This is a genomic window from Pseudoalteromonas sp. MTN2-4, from assembly GCF_042848605.1.
Classification (GTDB): Bacteria; Pseudomonadota; Gammaproteobacteria; order Enterobacterales; family Alteromonadaceae; genus Pseudoalteromonas.
Window position 1 is genome coordinate 844,747 of the sequence record NZ_BTGK01000002.1, and the last position, 16,692, is coordinate 861,438.

Below are 16,692 nucleotides of genomic sequence, written 5' to 3' on the forward strand. Positions count from 1 at the left end.
GTTTGCTATAGTCAAACAGAGATAGTTTGAACTTGGCCTGGGAGTTTTGTATGTCCAATGAGCCTGAAAATGATTTTTTATTTCAAAACGAGCCCGTTTTTTCAACACCCCCGTCCCCCCACTTTCAACTTGATACCTGGCCTGTATTAATTGTAGATGACGACGACGAAATCCATAAGCTATCTAAACTGGTATTAAACACCTACCAATACCAAGGCAAAAACCTTACGCTTTATCATGCTTATAACTCTGAGCAAGCACTTAAGTTCATTCAATCTATAGATAATTTGTCGCTCATTTTATTAGACGTCGTTATGGAAACTGATGATTCTGGCTTGAAAATAGCAGGTCATGTGCGCGAAGTATTTAATAACACTTTAGTTAGAATAATCCTAAGAACTGGTCAGCCAGGTGAAATGCCAGAACATGAAGTAATGTTGAACTATGACATCAACGATTACAAATCTAAGACTGAACTTACTAAGCAGCGACTTTTTACTTCTATTACGGCTTCACTTAGAACTTATGAACATCTCATTCAATTGGATGAAATGACAAAAGAGTTATCAGCATTCAATGAAAACCTCGAAGCCAAAGTGATTGAGCGCACAAAGCAACTAGAGCAAGCAAACACAGATTTAAGAAATACTCTGGGTGAGTTAGAAGAAACGAAACAGCAGTTAATCCATTCAGAAAAGCTAGCGTCAATTGGTCAACTTGCTGCAGGTGTGGCACATGAAATTAACACCCCCCTTGGTTATGTCTCCAGCAATATGGAATCTTTGGCTGAATATTTAGATGATATTAAACTGGCATGGGGCGATATTGAAGAAAATAACTCAGAACTAGCAAAGCAATTATCGGCCAAGCATGATCTTGAGTTTATTTTTGATGACACTCACTCTATATTAGAAAGCGTTGAAAGTGGTTTAAAGCGGATCCGGGTGATATCTAAAGACCTAGGCCATTTCTCTCAAATGGAAAAAATGCCAATTGCCAATGTCGATATCAATAAAGACGTCATTCAACTCGCTATTAATATGGTTGCCTCCGAGCTTAATCCCAATATTGACATTGATATCAACTTGGCAGAACTTCCCCTCATTAACTGCCTACCAATCGAATTGAGCCAAGTGCTCGTCAATTTACTGATGAATGCCAATGATGCAATCTCTGATAACGGTAAAATAGACATACAAAGCCGTTTACATAATCAGTGTATTCATATCACTATTGCAGATAACGGCTGCGGTATGGAGCAATCTACGGTTAATAAACTCTTTGACCCTTTCTTTACAACAAAAGAGGTTGGAGAAGGCACAGGCTTAGGGTTATCTGTATCACATAAAATTATTGAAAGTCATCAAGGTTCGATTACTGTTGAGAGCAAGCCAGGAAAAGGTAGCCGCTTTAATATAGCTATCCCAGTTCCAAATTAGCAGATCAAATACTGAGATAGCTTAATATTGCAACAGCTAAAAAGAGCCACCATGAGAAGTGTTTACCTTTCGTAAAATAAGCCGACAAAGCAGCACTCAGTAAAAAAACTAAACTCACAACATAAAGAATATTTTCACTGCTACCTTCACTATGCATGAATAAAAGCGAAGCAAAGCCAAACCAGGCAATTGAAGTGATATGCCAAGCAAACCTCATAGTTCCTTTAGTAAAAGCATCACTACCGTAAATTTTTGGCAAATTATCACGACGAAATAGCCTGATAAGTATAAACTTCTCACCCAGTACCGAATGCAGAACCCCCAAAATAATAAGAATACTTGCAGCAATCAATAACATAATCCGTCCTATAGCTTTTTACTTATGCGTACTTTTACTTATGAGCGCTTTTATTTATAACCACTCTGTTTCAGTGCCACCTTTTCAATACCGTGCTCGGGTGTAAACTGCTTAAAAATTCTAAAACCATGTTTCTCGTAAAGCTTAATTGCTGGTTGGTTAACCACAGCCGTTTCGACGATAGCATATTCAAACGCTTTAGTGTGAAGAACAAACTCAATTAAAAGACTCGCTATCCCTTGTTTAAAAAACAATGGAGATACCGTTAAGCTCTCTATTTCTAGTGCTGTTTCTAATATGTCCTGGACTGAAAACTCATTCAACGATATTTCAATCACACCAGCGAGCTCACCTGCAACAATAACCCCATAAAATTCATTATTTGATTGCTGTATCTGTTCAACTGTGCGTGATAAAGGCGGAAAGTTCTGAACACCAATAAGATCAGCTTCGATTTTGTAAGAGCTTTGAAAAACCTGATAGATTTGCTGGCAAACCTCTGGCGCTGTATTATTTAATTGTTGGATCATCATTTTTTATTGTTATGGATATAGAAAAGTACCGAGAATAACTCACTCAACAACCAAAAGATTGTCTTTACTCAGCATTTTATGCGCAATGGAATTATAAAGCACCAACCAAACAAACACACTAGTTAAGACCGCGTAGCCTCTAAAGGCAGGTAAAAGCCAAATCATCAACACCACAACCAGCAAATATGTAATTAATACTGACAAAAGCAGTTTTAAAGATTTAAGCTTGAGCCTCACACTACAATGATTGCACTTAAAGTAGAACGGAAAGAAAGCGAGCGACATCGCAAAAGGCTCGATTTTCTCGTGGCACTTTGGGCAAATCGCATCAGACATCTTGGCTCCTCTAAACTTCGTACAGCTCTAAAGGTAAACCATCTGGATCTTGGAAAAAAGTAAAGCGCTTTCCAGTGTATTCGTCCACACGAATAGCCTCGACATCAACCCCATGGTTTTCTAATGCCATGACTTCAGTGTCGATACATTCAACGCAAAAAGCCAAGTGCCTTAACCCTAGGGCTTCGGGGCGGCTCACTCTTTTAGGCGCATTGACAAAAGAAAACAATTCAACTTGGCTGCCATCAGGCAAAGCCAAATCTAGCTTGAAAGAATCTCGCTCTGCTCGGTAATTTTCTGCAACGACCTGTAAACCTAAAACTTGTGTGTAAAAAGCTTTAGACCTTTCATAATCAGAACAAATAATTGCCACATGATGAATACCTTTTAAATTCAACCTCTTCTCCTAACAGAATAGAATATTATCAAGCTTACTCATCTATAAACGTCCAAGTATCTGCACCGTCAAAACGCCTTATTCTAATATCTTGCGCAGCTGCGGGGTCTACCATACGAAAATTCACAGCGGTTTTCTCTCTACCGGCTTTTTCAGTCAAGGTGTAATGGGTGGTGCACCCACATTTTCCACAGCGATGAAAGTGTATGTATTCATCACTATGACTGTAAATTTCTATACCACCTTGGTGAATATTGAGTGAAACTTCTTTCGGAGGGTAGTTTCCCCAAAGGGCTGCTAAACGATGGCAAATAGAGCAATTACAACTGGTAAGTGACTCAGGTTTCGGCATAGTTAATTGAATATTCCCGCAATGACAACTTGCATTTAGCATTTTATTTTCCTTTATTTTTTATTAAGTTGTAATAAGTCCCACTTATTGCCGTAAAGGTCTTGAAATACCGCTACTGTGCCATATTCCTCTTCTCGTGGTTCTTCATGAAACACCACGCCTTTACTTCTCATAAACTCATAATCGCGCCAAAAATCATTGGTATGGAGAAATAAGAACACCCGACCGCCCGTTTGATTTCCGACTGCATTTTTCTGCTCTTCAGAACTTGCCTGCGCAAGCAATAAATTCGTGCCATTCGAGTTTGGCGGCGACACTTGAACCCAGCGTTTTCCGCCTCCCAAGTTTGTGTCTTCAACTAAGGTAAATCTAAGCTTATTTGTATAAAACTCAATGGCATCATCGTAGTTTTCAACCACTAAGGCAATGCTGCCTATACTTTGTTCAATTTTTTCTGACATCTGCGACCCATCTATTTTTAACTTACTTGAATTCAATCATGACCAATTCGTTATTGGTTTTCACAAAGTTATCGCCCAGCATCTTTAATGATTGTTTTGAGAAATCACTCATAAACAAATTGTTTTCATCAAAACCACCAATAATTTCAGCTTGCTCTAATGATGGGTTATAAAGCCAAACATTTTGCTGTTTATCTTGCAAATAAACCTCATTGCCTTTCATGTAATAGCGGCCCTGAAGTGTTAATGCTGGGAGTGCTGTAGTTTCGGACACTTGACCGCCAATAACTTTTTTAAGTTGGCTGCTGTCATTTAATATCAAGGTGTTGTCGTCTAACACCTGTGCCCAATGAAAAGGCCCTTCAAACAGAGTACTAAGGCTATTCGTCTTTAAATCTATCGCAATTAATGAAGTATTTAGCTCTATTTCAGATTGTACGTACAATGTTTTTGATGTTGCTTGCAGCAATTGCTTTACTGGTACATTCAACTCGAGCTTTATTGGCTTGGGGTTTTCATCAGCAAGACTTAGAAGCCAAACATGATTTTCAATGAGATAAGCTACTCGACTTTTATCTAACCAAATATGATCTGTAACTGCCGCTGCTTGAGTCAATTGTAAAAGTTGCTCACCTTGTTGCAGCCAGATCTGAGTTGACCCACTTCGACTGCTGAGCACACTGATAGCATTTGAATCGGGTCGAAATTTACCCTGCATATCAGTAAATTTCGACGGCGCAATATCAACTACGTTATTTAGCTGCGTTACTGAACTTAACCGAACCTGATGGTTGTCTCGACCGAGTAAAGCAAACAACTGCTTGTCATTAAACATTAACTCAGACACTTGCATGCTGCTGGCTAGGTTAGTGTTGCTGATGACTTTTCCCTGAGGACTATATTCTACAAGTGATTTATCTAGAGCTACCCATAGGTTGCCATTGTCTGAAAATGTCATAACCAAGTTGCTCGAACTTAACGCTTGGTTGAAACTTTTAGGCAAGCTAATGGCTTCAAGCTTGTTTTCTTTTAAGTCAAACACCTGTAATTGATTATTGAAATTAATAGCAAGTCGAGTTTTATCAGGCGATATGAAAGCATTATCAATCTGACCTGCAAGCAAACTAGTTTGCTGCTGTGTTTGAATATTCAAAGAAATAAGCTCTGACTGCCATTGTTTGTCGGTTTTAATAAACAAAAGCGTTTCATCATTTTTGAAAAGCGGTGTGTGATTGAAGTCATTTTGGCAAGGCAATACACGAGTAAGCGCTTTTGTCTTGATATCTAAACCCACTAATTCAGCGCATTTAACGCCATTTTGATCAATGGTTTGGCCAAAACGCAGTTGTTGTTTATCTTCAGCTAAAACCATTTGACCATAAACATGCACTTTATCTAACAGCACTTCTCGCTGGTTGTTTTGTGTATTGTGAAGCACTAACTGGTTGCCAGCTTGTTTATCGATAAAGATAAACTCAGTCTTAGGCAGGGGTATTACTTGAGCAAATTGCTCCGTTTGTGTGTCTAAACTGATTAAATTTGCCTGCGCAGCTCCTGCTTTTGTCGTCGGTTTATAAAACAAATGAATAAACGTAAATATGACTATAATTAATGAAACAATGCCCAATAAAGCAATTGGTTGATTCAAGAAACGCAGGTTTATTTGATGGGCGGTTGTGATGTTCTGCTTTTCAAGCGCCTCAACGTCAAGCTTTTCATTCTCACGACCTTTAACTTCAAGACCTTCACTAATCAAAACCAAGCTATAACCGCGTTTAGGATGCGTTTTAATAATAGCCTGCTGTTTGGCTGTATCGCCAAGAGATTTTCTAAGTTGTGCGATAACACGCTGTAACGCATTAGGCGCAACAATGACACCTTGCCAAACTTGTTGCTGCAATTGCTCATAACTGACAAGCTCACCTTGGGCATCAAACAACACTTTAAGCACCGCCACCAGCCTAGGTTCGAGTTGCGTTACAGTGCCTTGTTTGCGTAGTTCGCCCGATTGCCAGTTTATGGTGAAACCATGAAAATGAGCCTGATGCATACTTAGTGAGCTCGCAAGTTCTGTAAGATATTGCACTGACTCGAATTTGCGTCATCGCAGCCTTCCAGCAAGCCTGTTAAGGTTTGCTCTAGTGCTTCAAGTTCAATTTTGGCTTTTTTCACTCGCTCTAATTGCGCTGCGATTAAGTCATCAACATGATTATTATGCCCTTCGCAGGCATTACCATGATCGCACCCAAGCACTTTTTTTATCTCTTCAAGAGGAATTTGTAAATCTCTACAACGGCGGATAAACGATAAACGCTCAACATCTTCTTGCTGATAAACGCGATACCCATTGGCAGCACGTGCCGGCTCTGGTAGTAAGCCAATTTGTTCGTAATAACGAATGGTTTTACTGGTTACCCGAGTTAATTTTGAAAGTTCGGCAATTTTCATGTTGACCTTCCTGTTACTGGAAGCTTTATAGTGGCATTACACTAACGCACTTTTTATTCGTGTTAAATAGTTAAACTCATTTAAATTATTGGTTTATAGATTAGTCATGTTGAAATCGCGCATCGCATACATTTTTGTATTGGTCTTGCTGCACAGTTTATTAAACTGTGACCGCGCGCCTTTTCATGCCAATAATAGCCATGATGAACCAGTCCATGTTCATGAGTTAGTTAAAGCACCTCATTTCGATCAAGCCGATGACGGCTCTCAGGTCTTTCACGCTGATATTCATAACCACCACACTTGTCACAGCGGCAATAGCGTTAAAGTGCAAAGTGTGCTGGCTTATAGCGAACAAATAAGCAGTTACAACTCTGCTTATCAAAGCAAGAGTTACCCGCCTTTAGTACCGCCTCCGAGTTTACTCAATCACGCCTAGCGCACACATATATAAATTTTTGAACTGATGACTAATAGCTTCTAGCTATCATCCAGTGTGCGCTTGACTGTTAATTTTCATCCAGAATTTTAATAAATTGAGTAATGAACATGAAAAAGATCTCTATTTTGATCATGGGTTTGGCTATTTGTATGCCACAACCTGTGTGGGCCGAGCAAACGCCGCTTAGACTAAAAACCGTGCTACAACGCACACAAGCAAACCACCCTAGCTTGCAACTTTACAAAGAAAAAGCAGCAGTTATCGAAGCGAACCGCTTACAAGCGGGTTTATCGCCTAACCCAGAATTAAGCTTCTCACTCGAAAATGCATTCGGCAGTAACGAAGCAAAAGATGTCAGTGGTATAGAAGGCACTTTGCTTATCAGCCAACTGTTTGAACGTGGTGATAAAAAGCAGCGACGTATTGCGGTGCAAGATAGCAAACTGGTGCAATTTAAGACCGAATATCAACTCACGCAACTAGACGTATTTGCTGATGCCACCGCGCAATATTATCGGGTGATGCGCTTACAAAGCTTACTCGCATTAAGTCAAACACAGCAAAGCACGGTGTCGGCCGCGCTTAATACCATTAAACAACGCGCAGCAGCAGGTGCGGTATCGAATGCCGATGTAGCTCGGATGCAGTTTGAATACGGGACATTACAGCTTGAACAACAGCAACTTGAAAGTGAATTTACAACAGCAAAACTGCGCCTAGCCCAGTTTTGGTTAGGTGAAACTGACTTTAATACTGTCCAAAAACTACTACCAATACGCAGAAGTGCTAACGGCAATGTGAAAACAGAACTGAGCCTGCCAAATTTAGCTGACTTACATAACGCCATTGATATGGCACCTGAAATTCAACTTATCTCACAACAAGTGCTAGCCGAACAAGCAACTATGCAATTGGCTTCAGCTAATTCGATAGCAGATATCACCCTTGGTACAGGAGTCAGATTTGATAATGCCAGTAATAGTGCTTCTCTGCTGTTTGAAGCAGCAATGCCTCTGCAACTCAGCAATCCGCAACAAGGCAATATTAAAGCGGCACGTGCGCAAATCGACTTATTGAGTGAGCAGCAGCAATTAATTCGTCAATCTCTCAAACAACAGATCAGCCAAACCTACAATCAAGCACAAAACCAACAGCGCAGGCTGTTGCAGTTGCAAAGCCAATTGCTTCCTTTGGCAAAAACTTTAATCTCGCAAAGTTTAAACAGTTATCGCCTTGGACAGATCTCAGTGCTGCAACTGTTAGATGCGCAAAAAGAGCGTTTCAATACCGAGCAAGCGATCATAGACACACAGGTTGCACTGCTCAATTCACACCTTTTATTACAACGTTTGATCGGCAACACCTCACTATCAGCTCTAAATAAAGCTCATTCACAGTCACCTCTAACTAAAGAAACTGTAACTTCTTCGCCATGGAGCAACACACTATGAAATCATTAAAACCATCTACTATCGCCTTAATATTCACTTTTTCAACGCTCGGGATGACTCATAGCGCTATGGTTTTTGCTGGCAAAGGACATGATCACGATGAAAAACCAACTTCTGTTCATAAACAACAGCAACATGATGAAGAAGAAAATGTCGTGGTGCTCACCGAGCAAGCCATTCTTGCCAATGGTATAAAAACCGAACGTGCGAGCAGTGGCACAATAAGCCAACACGACACCTTGTTTGGCGTGGTCGCGCCAACCATAGACAACACTTTCACCATCATGGCGCCTTATCAGGGCATTGTTGAAAAAGTATTTGTTGAAATTGGTGATCGAGTGACAAAAAACCAGCCGTTACTCAAAGTACAAAACCGCCAAACGTTACAAAGCTATATCATCAAGAGCCCTGCCGATGGTGAAGTCACTGAACGTTTATTTGCACAGGGGCAACTCGCCTTAGATCAAACCTTACTGACCATCATTAATCTTGAGCAAGTGTGGGTTGAGCTATCGGCATTTCCTGAAAACATCGAAAAGCTCAAAATCGGTCAAAGCGCAGATATTTACGACTTGCATCAACACTTAAACACCTCGGGCAAGGTCTCGTATATCGCCCCGATGATGACAGGCGGACATATCGCTCGGGCAAGAGTGGTGATCGACAACCGTGACGGACACTGGCGACCGGGCATGCATGTGAAAGCTGATGTAAAAACGGCAGAGCTTACAAACCAATTAAGAGTGAAACAAACCGCCATTCAAAGCTTAGAAGACGAAGACGTAGTGTTTGTTAAAACCGCAAACCGCTTTGAGGCGCGCCATGTAACACTTGGTGAAGCCAACCGCGAATGGGTGTCGGTCATTGAAGGCTTAAATGCGGGCGAAGAGTATGTCACTGAAAACAGTTACATCTTAAAAGCCGATATTCTTAAAAACGGCGCAAGCCACGCACACTAAGGAACAGACATGATTGATTTTATCGTTTCTTTTGCCGTAAAGCGTCGCTGGCTAGTCATGGCTGCCACTTTGCTGGTTGCCGCATTTGGTGTGTATAACATGACACGGTTATCAATAGATGCGGTCCCCGATATCACCAACGTACAGGTGCAGATAAATACCAAAGCCACCGGTTTCACCCCGTTAGAAACCGAGCAGCGGATCACCTATTTAATAGAAAACGCCATGGCAGGATTACCAAACCTCGAAACAACACGCTCGCTGTCGCGTTATGGTTTATCTCAAGTCACCGTTATTTTTGACGAGGGCACCGATATTTACTGGGCAAGACAGCAAATTGGCGAGCGCCTGCAAAGTGTTCGCAGCGAATTGCCCAATAACATAGAGCCAAGCATGGGCCCTATCGCCAGTGGTTTAGGTGAAATATTTACCTATATTGTCAGAGCAAAATACAGTGCCAAAAAGCCCGATGGCTCGGCTTATAGCGCAGAAGATCTGCGCACTTTGCAAGACTGGGTTATAAAACCACAACTCCTGAAAGTTAAAGGTATTACAGAGATAAACAGCATTGGCGGCTTTGAAAAGCAATATCAAGTCACCCCAGAGCCGAGCAAACTACTGGCGTATAAACTGACTATTGCCGATATAGTTAATGCGCTAGAGCAAAATAATGCCAATCGCGGCGCAGGTTATATTGAGCGAAATGGCATGCAATATTTGGTTCGCTCTCCCGGACAATTGAAAACCCTGACGGACATTGAACAACTTGTAGTCGCAAAACGTGACGATGCACCTGTGCGTATTAAAGATATCGGTACGGTTTCTTATGGAAAAGAGCTGCGAACCGGTGCTGCCAGCTATGGCGGTGAAGAAGCGGTACTCGGCACAGCTATGATGTTGATGGGCGAAAACAGTCATGTGGTTGCCAAAGCTGTGGCCGATAAACTGCAAGTCATTCAAAGCAGTTTACCTAAAGGCGTTATCGTCGAAGCCGTTTATGACCGCACAACATTGGTTGATAAAACCATAGCCACCATAGAGAAAAACCTATTTGAAGGTGCGATGTTGGTCATCGTTATTTTGTTTTTGTTACTTGGCAACATCACAGGCGCGCTCATCACCGCATTGGTTATTCCACTGAGTATGTTGTTTGCCATGACTGGCATGGTAAGCAATCGTGTCTCAGGTAACTTAATGAGCTTGGGCGCCATAGATTTTGGTTTGATTGTAGACGGCGCGGTCATAGTCGTTGAGAATGCCCTGCGCCGTTTGGGATTAGCGCAACAGCAACACGGTCGCTTGTTAACCTTACAAGAGCGTTTAGACGTTGTATATCACAGTACCAAAGAGGTCTTTAATCCCGCCGCATTTGGCATGCTGATCATCATGTTGGTGTATTTACCCTTATTTGCTCTAGAAGGCGTCGAGGGCAAAATGTTCCAGCCAATGGCGTTTACTGTAATCGCTGCGTTAATTGGCGCGCTGATCTTTTCTATTACCTTTGTGCCTGCGGCCATTGCCATTTTCGTTAAAGGTAAAATTGAAGAAAAAGAAAACCGAGTTATGCGCTCAGCAAAAGCCATTTACCAGCCGTTACTCGCGTTCTCTTTAAAACACTCTGTTGCGCTAGTCGCCGTGGCATTTACTTTTGTGGGTGTTGTCGCTTGGCAAGCACAAAAACTTGGGGCTGAATTTTTACCTAAACTCGACGAAGGCGATATTGCTATGCATGCGCTTCGGATCACAGGCACTGGGTTAGAGCAATCGGTTGAGATGCAATTAACGCTTGAAAGCACCATTAAAACCCTGCCTGAAGTGGCGCATGTGTTCTCAAAGATTGGCACACCGGATGTCGCCACCGATCCTATGCCGCCGAATGTGGCTGACACCTTTATGATCTTAAAGCCAAAATCTGAATGGCCGAATCCTGATGAAAGTAAAGCCGATGTACTTACTCGACTCAGAGCTAAAGTCGCAGACATGCCGGGTAATAACTACGAGTTTACTCAGCCCATTGAAATGCGCTTTAACGAATTAATCGCCGGTGTGCGCGCCGATGTGGCACTGCGTATTTATGGCGATGACTTAAGTGTACTTAAACAATATGGTGAAAAGACCACGGCACTATTGAAAAACGTCAAAGGTGCCACCGATGTACGCTTAGAGCAAATGGCAGACTTACCGACTTTATCGGTCGAACCACAGCGTGATCATTTGGCATTACTCGGCTTAACCGTCAGTGATATTCAAGACACCCTCGCCGCTGCTGTCGGTGGTGTTGAAACAGGCCTAATTTATGAAGGTGACAAACGCTTTAAACTCTTAGTCAAGCTTGATAAACAATGGTCACATGATTTAGAAGCCTTAAAATCACTGCCTGTGGCTTTGCCTGCAAGTCAGAACCCAGATCTGGCGTTTGTGCCCTTGGGGGAAGTTGCCAATATCGAGTTAACCACAGGACCGAATCAAATTAATCGTGAAAGCGGCAAACGCAATGTGATTGTCACCGCCAACGTTGATGAACGAGATTTAGCCAGCTTTATCAGTGAAACAAAAACGCTTATGAATGGCGAACTAAACCTGCCAGCAGGTTATTGGCTCGATTACGGGGGGACTTTTGAACAACTCGAATCAGCCAGCCAGCGACTCAGCATTGTTGTGCCTGTGACTTTATTATTGATTTTAGGGCTGCTTTATAGCGCGTTTAATTCAATCAGAGATACATTGGTGATTTTCAGTGGTGTGCCATTGGCGTTAACCGGTGGGGTATTGGCTTTAATGCTCAGAGACATGCCATTCTCAATTTCTGCCGCAGTGGGCTTTATCGCCCTCTCTGGTGTCGCAGTACTTAACGGCGTAGTCATGCTGTCATTTATCAAGCAGCTCAGGGCGCAAGGTATAAACCTATACAAAGCCATCGAGCAAGGGGCCTTGCAAAGGCTGCGTCCGGTAATGATGACCGCTCTAGTTGCCAGTCTCGGTTTTCTCCCCATGGCGCTGAATGTAGGCACAGGTGCAGAAGTACAAAGACCACTGGCCACAGTCGTTGTCGGCGGCATTATCACCTCGACACTACTGACTTTGGTAGTATTGCCTGCTCTATATAGTTTGATTTATAAAAAACATCGTTAACACGTTTTTGATGACATTAAAGCAGCCTGTATTGAACAAGCTGCTTTTTTTATTTGAAGTGAAAAGCTTAGATATAAGGCTCGAGTTTACCCACCACCAAATAAAAATAAGCGCCAAATAAAAACTCGCGCGATGTAAAATCTGCACCTACACAATAAAACCGTGCAGATCTGCAGGCTTGGGTTTACCCCACGCCATTTAACAACAAGCACGATATAAAGTCAGCACCTACAGACTAAAACCGTGCAGATCTGTAGGCTTGGGTTTACCCCACGCCATTTAACAACAAGCGCGATATAAAGTCAGCGCCTACAGACTAAAACCGTGCAGCTCTGTAGGCTCGGGTTTACTCCACGCCATATCGCAATAAGCGCGATGTAAAATCGGCGCCTACAGGCTACAACTGTGAAAATCTGTAGGCTTGGGTTCACCACACGCCGAAACAAAATATATCTGGCTGATTTTTAATGTCGCTTTCGTTAAAATAGCAAACTTAACAAGTGTTCAATTCCACACAAAACGCGTACTAAAATAAGGCAAAAGCTCATTTCTCACAGAATTCACTTTAACTCAACGCTATTAATCACCTACTCAATTGGCGCGTTTGCTTGCTTTTTATTACACGCTTTCTTTGCGTTCCCTGTGGTTTTAGCTGCAAGTATCCCTGCATTTGTCGCAAGCTTTATTCCAAGCAATGAAAAACTCGCACACCACCCCCATGCAACCTTGTATGCTGGCTGCTTTACCGGTATGTGCTCTATCGAATTAATAGAAAGCTTTTGGGCGTTATCGCTTATTTGCTTAATTGGTACCTTGCTCTATGTATCAAGTATTCGCCTATTCAGTGGTTTTGGCGGACGACTTGGCGGAATTTCGTTTACCTCGGTCGCTATTTTTGTTTTTACTCGACAGGTATTGATTTGATGCTAAATTCAATTACGATTGATTTGTTATTTATCTCTTTATTAGGCGCCATTTCAACCTACCTGTTAGCAAAACGAAACCGCTTTGATGCCATACGCGCGTCGAGCTGCTTATCTATCTTAGCCTATGGTATTTTCTACTTGGTTGGTTTGAATACTGAACTTTATAGTTTGGTATTTTTTGGCAGTACTTTTGTGGGCATGAGCGCCCCTATTCGGTTTGGTCTTGAAAGTATCTGTTTATCTGCAGTTTTATTTGCGCTGTTTTTTGAGTATCTCATCCCTCACTTAATAGGATTTGGTGGCGCACTTGGGATAAGTGCATTCTTATCAGTATGTATTTCCCATATCGCTTTTCTTCTGTTCGCCAAGATAAAAAGATTTGTTCACTAACCTTTCTCAAAAGCTAGCAAATACTAATTCAAATCAATAACTTAAAAACAAAAACTACAAGAAGCACTAATCTAAAACCTAATAACCTTTTGCATTTAGAATAAATTTACTTTCATATCTAATTATTTGTTAAGAGCATAAATTAAAGTTATAAACACATTTAAACCCTCCACACAAAAACCTATTAAAACAGATACTTAAAAGCAAAAACACACAACATTATAACTCTTAATTACCCCCTATAAAAAAGATCAATAAAACCTTTATAATTCGAACTCTAATTATTAGACCGATAAACAAACCAAATAGGAAATCATGAATACTTCTAAAAGCCTTACAGAGCTTGTCTGTTTCTATACCATTCTTTCTGTTGGTTATGTTTTCGCTATCTGCTCTGAAATCGTTAACTATAACCCTAAGTGGTCTCACTCGAACCGCTAATTATAGTATGGCCAGTTCGCTGGCCTCCAAATCCCCCCTCAGTTTTAATCTCTCTTTCATCTTAGTTCTTACCTATTCTTTTATTAGTTGTTATAGTCAAAGCCTTTACATTATCTAGGTTCATCTCATTGCAAGCTGCGTTTACCCATTTAGAACAGACACTTAAAAAATACGCGCCATTATCAGATCAAGCTTTAAACCGCTATTTTAGTGCCTGCCACTATACTCGTATTGCTAAAAGCACAACCTTGTACGCCATTGGTGAAATACCAAGTAGTTTTGCCTTTATTCATAAAGGGCTGATGCGTGCTTATTTGATCGATGAAGAAGGTAATGAGTTTAATAAAAACTTTTTTTCTGAAGGACGGTTTCCAGGCTCAATGAGTGCCTTACTAAAGAATGAAACTAGTTTTTTAGCCATAGAAGCACTTGAAGACTGTGACATCATAACCATAGATTTTAAACAGTTTCGCCGTGAGTTGTTTGCTTATAGTGAGCTCATGGCATTTCATATCAACTATTTAGAGCAACATTGGCTGTTAGAAAAAGAGCCAAAAGAAATAGGATACTTACAACACGAAGCAAAACAGCGATATATGATGTTTTTAGACAAATACAAAGCTATTTTGTCTAGACTCCCTCAGTATCATATTGCCAGTTATCTAGGGATCACGCCTACCCAACTCAGTCGCATTAGAAAAGACTTAAATAAACTGAGCTTTGGTTAAAGAATTAATTGCTTTTATCAACATATGTAAAGGCGTTCAAAGTTCATCTTTCATAAACTTACCACATCAACCACATGCAGGAATGAAAGCTATGAACTATTTAGATGCACTAAACTGGCGGTACGCTGTAAAAGAATTTTCGAACCAGACTTTATCGCAAACGCAAATTGATGGCCTAGTTGAGAGCGTCAGACTCAGTGCCAGCGCTTATGGTATGCAACCTTACAAACTTTTAATTGTTGAAAGTGCTGCACTTAAAAATGCCTGCTTAGAGTTTAGTTACGGGCAAAACAAAGTCGTCGAGTGCTCACATTTATTGGTATTGGCAAATTATACCGAGATCACCGCTGACACTATCAATACTTATATTAGCGAACTTGCGGCATCTCAAGGCAGAAAAGCTGAAACCTTATCAGCATATAAAGACATCATCTCGCAAGACATTCTGAGTAGAACATCAGCACAGCAAAGTATTTGGGCTCAGCAACAATGCTACATCGCTCTCGGCAAGCTACTCAGTTACGCAGCAATACATCAAATTGATGCCGGTCCTATGACAGGGTTTGATACACAAGGTATCAACCAAGTGCTTGGGCTCGATAAACAAGGGCTCAATGCCGCTATTCTTTGCCCTGTTGGTATTCGTAGTAAAAATGACAGCACTGCAACTCGACCTAAATTTCGAAAAACAACTGAGCAGTTGGTGGTAACATTATGAATTCGCTCGGTATGCTGGCAATCTTTGCTGGTGGCTGCATTGCTATTCAGGCAGCCATGAATGCAAGGCTCGGGGTACACTTAAACAGTGCGTTACTAGCCACAGGTTTTGCGTTTTTAGCAAGCTTTGCGCTTATCGCCAGCTTTATTGTGCTCAGCCAGTTTAAGACGCTGCAAATCACTTTTAGTAACATACAGCTCACAAGTGTGCCTTGGTATTTATGGTTTTCTTGCGCTTTGAGTGTGATTGGTGTCGGTGCAATGTATTGGTTAATACCAAAAATGGGCGCGGGTATGATGATGAGTTATGCCCTCACTGGCCAGCTTATTATTGCCATGCTGATCAGCCACTTTGGGCTATTTGAGAGTCCACAAAAACTCATTACCAGCAGCAAGCTATTAGGCAGCACGCTGCTCATCGTCGGCATTATTTTAATTAACAGGGACTAAGAACATGACTTCAAAACTAGCAAAAAACTTACAGAATTTAGACGCCTTTTGGTCTGCAATGGCGCACAGCCCTGAGCTAAAAAGTGAGCAACAAAAAGAGCAAAAAAGCGAGCAAGAACTAAAAATACATACCAATTGGCCAAATAAAGCTTGGCAAGCAGACTTCGGTTTAGATTATCCAGAAAAAGTGCCCCCATTACCCGTAGGCAAATCTAGAGTGACGATATTAAAGCCAACAGAGCATAGATCAGAGCAAGTAAAAATGTCACTGCAAGCCATGGTTTTGCCTTTAGAAAAGGCACAATTTAATGGGTCAAGCCAAGTTGAAGTGTTAACTCAGTCTGATGACTTACCATCTTGGGCTCAAGCTTGTTCAAACGCATTTGGTTATATCATCGCGCCAGAAGCTCTGTTACCTCTACTCACAAACCCAAATGCGACTTTGTTTTCCTATAAAGTTGACGGAGCCATAGCTGGCACAGCCATCGCATTTCAAAGCGATGACGTGATGGGCGTGCATCAAGTAGGTGTCGATCCTAATTTTAGAGGCCAAGGCATAGCAAAAACACTCATGAATCACTTGGTTGATTTTGCCAAGCGCCAAAATACTCGTTTAATGACGCTACAAGCTTCAAAAGCAGGGCTTCCGCTTTACCAACAAATGGGATTCAGCTTGCTCGCTGAGATCTATCACCTAGAGCCCAGCCAAGTAATCTAGACCACATTCAAATT

At 41.5% G+C, this 16,692-nt stretch carries 19 protein-coding genes; 12 read left to right on the forward strand and 7 right to left on the reverse strand.

Annotated features, from left to right (window positions below; all coding sequences use genetic code 11):
- Positions 1-50 precede the first annotated feature (50 nt).
- On the forward strand, positions 51-1,439 hold the full coding sequence (locus tag ACGHEH_RS08605) for an ATP-binding protein (RefSeq protein ID WP_390444025.1): 1,389 nt from the start codon (positions 51-53) through the stop codon (positions 1,437-1,439).
- A gap of 4 nt (positions 1,440-1,443) precedes the next feature.
- On the opposite strand, the gene ACGHEH_RS08610 is transcribed toward ACGHEH_RS08605, so the two are convergent.
- The 7 genes from ACGHEH_RS08610 to ACGHEH_RS08640 all read right to left on the reverse strand — a co-directional run bounded on the left by ACGHEH_RS08610 (position 1,444) and on the right by ACGHEH_RS08640 (position 6,324).
- Entirely contained in the window at positions 1,444-1,797 is a 354-nt protein-coding gene (locus ACGHEH_RS08610) for a hypothetical protein (RefSeq protein ID WP_349287578.1), read from the reverse strand.
- A 50-nt stretch (positions 1,798-1,847) separates the two neighbouring features.
- Positions 1,848-2,330, reverse strand: coding sequence for a GNAT family N-acetyltransferase (locus ACGHEH_RS08615; RefSeq protein ID WP_390444027.1), 483 nt, complete (start codon positions 2,328-2,330; stop codon positions 1,848-1,850).
- A 346-nt stretch (positions 2,331-2,676) separates the two neighbouring features.
- Positions 2,677-3,063: a VOC family protein gene (locus tag ACGHEH_RS08620; protein WP_390444030.1), complete on the reverse strand. Its 387-nt coding sequence runs from the start codon at positions 3,061-3,063 to the stop codon at positions 2,677-2,679.
- Between the two features lie 34 nt (positions 3,064-3,097).
- Positions 3,098-3,457: an aldehyde-activating protein gene (locus ACGHEH_RS08625; protein WP_349287574.1), complete on the reverse strand. Its 360-nt coding sequence runs from the start codon at positions 3,455-3,457 to the stop codon at positions 3,098-3,100.
- Between the two features lie 11 nt (positions 3,458-3,468).
- The gene (locus ACGHEH_RS08630) at positions 3,469-3,876 is read right to left on the reverse strand and encodes a VOC family protein (RefSeq protein WP_390444032.1); all 408 of its coding nucleotides are present in this window, start codon (positions 3,874-3,876) and stop codon (positions 3,469-3,471) included.
- A 22-nt stretch (positions 3,877-3,898) separates the two neighbouring features.
- Positions 3,899-5,926 (reverse strand): transcriptional regulator, encoded by a 2,028-nt coding sequence (locus tag ACGHEH_RS08635; protein ID WP_390444034.1) that lies wholly within the window; start codon positions 5,924-5,926, stop codon positions 3,899-3,901.
- A 2-nt stretch (positions 5,927-5,928) separates the two neighbouring features.
- Complete coding sequence (locus ACGHEH_RS08640; RefSeq protein ID WP_390444036.1) at positions 5,929-6,324, reverse strand: MerR family transcriptional regulator; 396 nt, start codon at positions 6,322-6,324, stop codon at positions 5,929-5,931.
- 106 nt (positions 6,325-6,430) lie between these two features.
- Here ACGHEH_RS08640 and ACGHEH_RS08645 point away from each other — a divergent pair, with 106 nt between their 5' ends.
- From ACGHEH_RS08645 to ACGHEH_RS08695, 11 genes are all read left to right on the forward strand, one after another.
- Entirely contained in the window at positions 6,431-6,763 is a 333-nt protein-coding gene (locus tag ACGHEH_RS08645) for a hypothetical protein (protein ID WP_390444039.1), read from the forward strand.
- Positions 6,764-6,873: 110 nt separating this feature from the next.
- Positions 6,874-8,217 carry a TolC family protein gene (locus ACGHEH_RS08650; protein ID WP_390444042.1) on the forward strand — a complete coding sequence of 448 codons (1,344 nt, stop codon included), beginning with the start codon at positions 6,874-6,876 and terminating at the stop codon, positions 8,215-8,217.
- A complete protein-coding gene (locus tag ACGHEH_RS08655; RefSeq protein ID WP_390444045.1) occupies positions 8,214-9,176 on the forward strand; it encodes an efflux RND transporter periplasmic adaptor subunit in 963 nt (320 codons plus the stop codon). The genes ACGHEH_RS08650 and ACGHEH_RS08655 overlap by 4 nt, the downstream gene beginning before the upstream one ends.
- Positions 9,177-9,185: 9 nt before the next feature.
- Complete coding sequence (locus ACGHEH_RS08660; protein WP_390444048.1) at positions 9,186-12,308, forward strand: efflux RND transporter permease subunit; 3,123 nt, start codon at positions 9,186-9,188, stop codon at positions 12,306-12,308.
- A gap of 642 nt (positions 12,309-12,950) precedes the next feature.
- A complete protein-coding gene (locus tag ACGHEH_RS08665) occupies positions 12,951-13,232 on the forward strand; it encodes a hypothetical protein (protein WP_390444050.1) in 282 nt (93 codons plus the stop codon).
- Positions 13,233-13,243: 11 nt separating this feature from the next.
- Positions 13,244-13,624, forward strand: coding sequence for a hypothetical protein (locus tag ACGHEH_RS08670; RefSeq protein ID WP_390444197.1), 381 nt, complete (start codon positions 13,244-13,246; stop codon positions 13,622-13,624).
- A gap of 315 nt (positions 13,625-13,939) precedes the next feature.
- The gene (locus tag ACGHEH_RS08675) at positions 13,940-14,065 is read left to right on the forward strand and encodes a hypothetical protein (protein WP_257720524.1); all 126 of its coding nucleotides are present in this window, start codon (positions 13,940-13,942) and stop codon (positions 14,063-14,065) included.
- A gap of 128 nt (positions 14,066-14,193) precedes the next feature.
- A complete protein-coding gene (locus tag ACGHEH_RS08680; RefSeq protein ID WP_390444053.1) occupies positions 14,194-14,793 on the forward strand; it encodes a Crp/Fnr family transcriptional regulator in 600 nt (199 codons plus the stop codon).
- Between the two features lie 91 nt (positions 14,794-14,884).
- Positions 14,885-15,511: a nitroreductase family protein gene (locus ACGHEH_RS08685; protein WP_390444056.1), complete on the forward strand. Its 627-nt coding sequence runs from the start codon at positions 14,885-14,887 to the stop codon at positions 15,509-15,511.
- Positions 15,508-15,960 carry a DMT family transporter gene (locus ACGHEH_RS08690; RefSeq protein ID WP_390444058.1) on the forward strand — a complete coding sequence of 151 codons (453 nt, stop codon included), beginning with the start codon at positions 15,508-15,510 and terminating at the stop codon, positions 15,958-15,960. The genes ACGHEH_RS08685 and ACGHEH_RS08690 overlap by 4 nt, the downstream gene beginning before the upstream one ends.
- Positions 15,961-15,964: 4 nt before the next feature.
- Positions 15,965-16,678, forward strand: a complete 714-nt coding sequence (locus ACGHEH_RS08695; RefSeq protein WP_390444061.1) for a GNAT family N-acetyltransferase — start codon at positions 15,965-15,967, stop codon at positions 16,676-16,678.
- Positions 16,679-16,692 lie beyond the last annotated feature (14 nt).

Coding starts and splice junctions, on each gene's coding strand:
- ACGHEH_RS08605 (WP_390444025.1), top strand. CDS start 51: ATGTCCAATGAGCCTGAAAATGATTTTTTATTTCAAAACGAGCCCGTT.
- ACGHEH_RS08610 (WP_349287578.1), bottom strand. CDS start 1,797: ATGTTATTGATTGCTGCAAGTATTCTTATTATTTTGGGGGTTCTGCAT.
- ACGHEH_RS08615 (WP_390444027.1), bottom strand. CDS start 2,330: ATGATGATCCAACAATTAAATAATACAGCGCCAGAGGTTTGCCAGCAA.
- ACGHEH_RS08625 (WP_349287574.1), bottom strand. CDS start 3,457: ATGCTAAATGCAAGTTGTCATTGCGGGAATATTCAATTAACTATGCCG.
- ACGHEH_RS08630 (WP_390444032.1), bottom strand. CDS start 3,876: ATGTCAGAAAAAATTGAACAAAGTATAGGCAGCATTGCCTTAGTGGTT.
- ACGHEH_RS08635 (WP_390444034.1), bottom strand. CDS start 5,926: ATGCATCAGGCTCATTTTCATGGTTTCACCATAAACTGGCAATCGGGC.
- ACGHEH_RS08640 (WP_390444036.1), bottom strand. CDS start 6,324: ATGAAAATTGCCGAACTTTCAAAATTAACTCGGGTAACCAGTAAAACC.
- ACGHEH_RS08645 (WP_390444039.1), top strand. CDS start 6,431: ATGTTGAAATCGCGCATCGCATACATTTTTGTATTGGTCTTGCTGCAC.
- ACGHEH_RS08650 (WP_390444042.1), top strand. CDS start 6,874: ATGAAAAAGATCTCTATTTTGATCATGGGTTTGGCTATTTGTATGCCA.
- ACGHEH_RS08655 (WP_390444045.1), top strand. CDS start 8,214: ATGAAATCATTAAAACCATCTACTATCGCCTTAATATTCACTTTTTCA.
- ACGHEH_RS08660 (WP_390444048.1), top strand. CDS start 9,186: ATGATTGATTTTATCGTTTCTTTTGCCGTAAAGCGTCGCTGGCTAGTC.
- ACGHEH_RS08675 (WP_257720524.1), top strand. CDS start 13,940: ATGAATACTTCTAAAAGCCTTACAGAGCTTGTCTGTTTCTATACCATT.
- ACGHEH_RS08685 (WP_390444056.1), top strand. CDS start 14,885: ATGAACTATTTAGATGCACTAAACTGGCGGTACGCTGTAAAAGAATTT.
- ACGHEH_RS08690 (WP_390444058.1), top strand. CDS start 15,508: ATGAATTCGCTCGGTATGCTGGCAATCTTTGCTGGTGGCTGCATTGCT.
- ACGHEH_RS08695 (WP_390444061.1), top strand. CDS start 15,965: ATGACTTCAAAACTAGCAAAAAACTTACAGAATTTAGACGCCTTTTGG.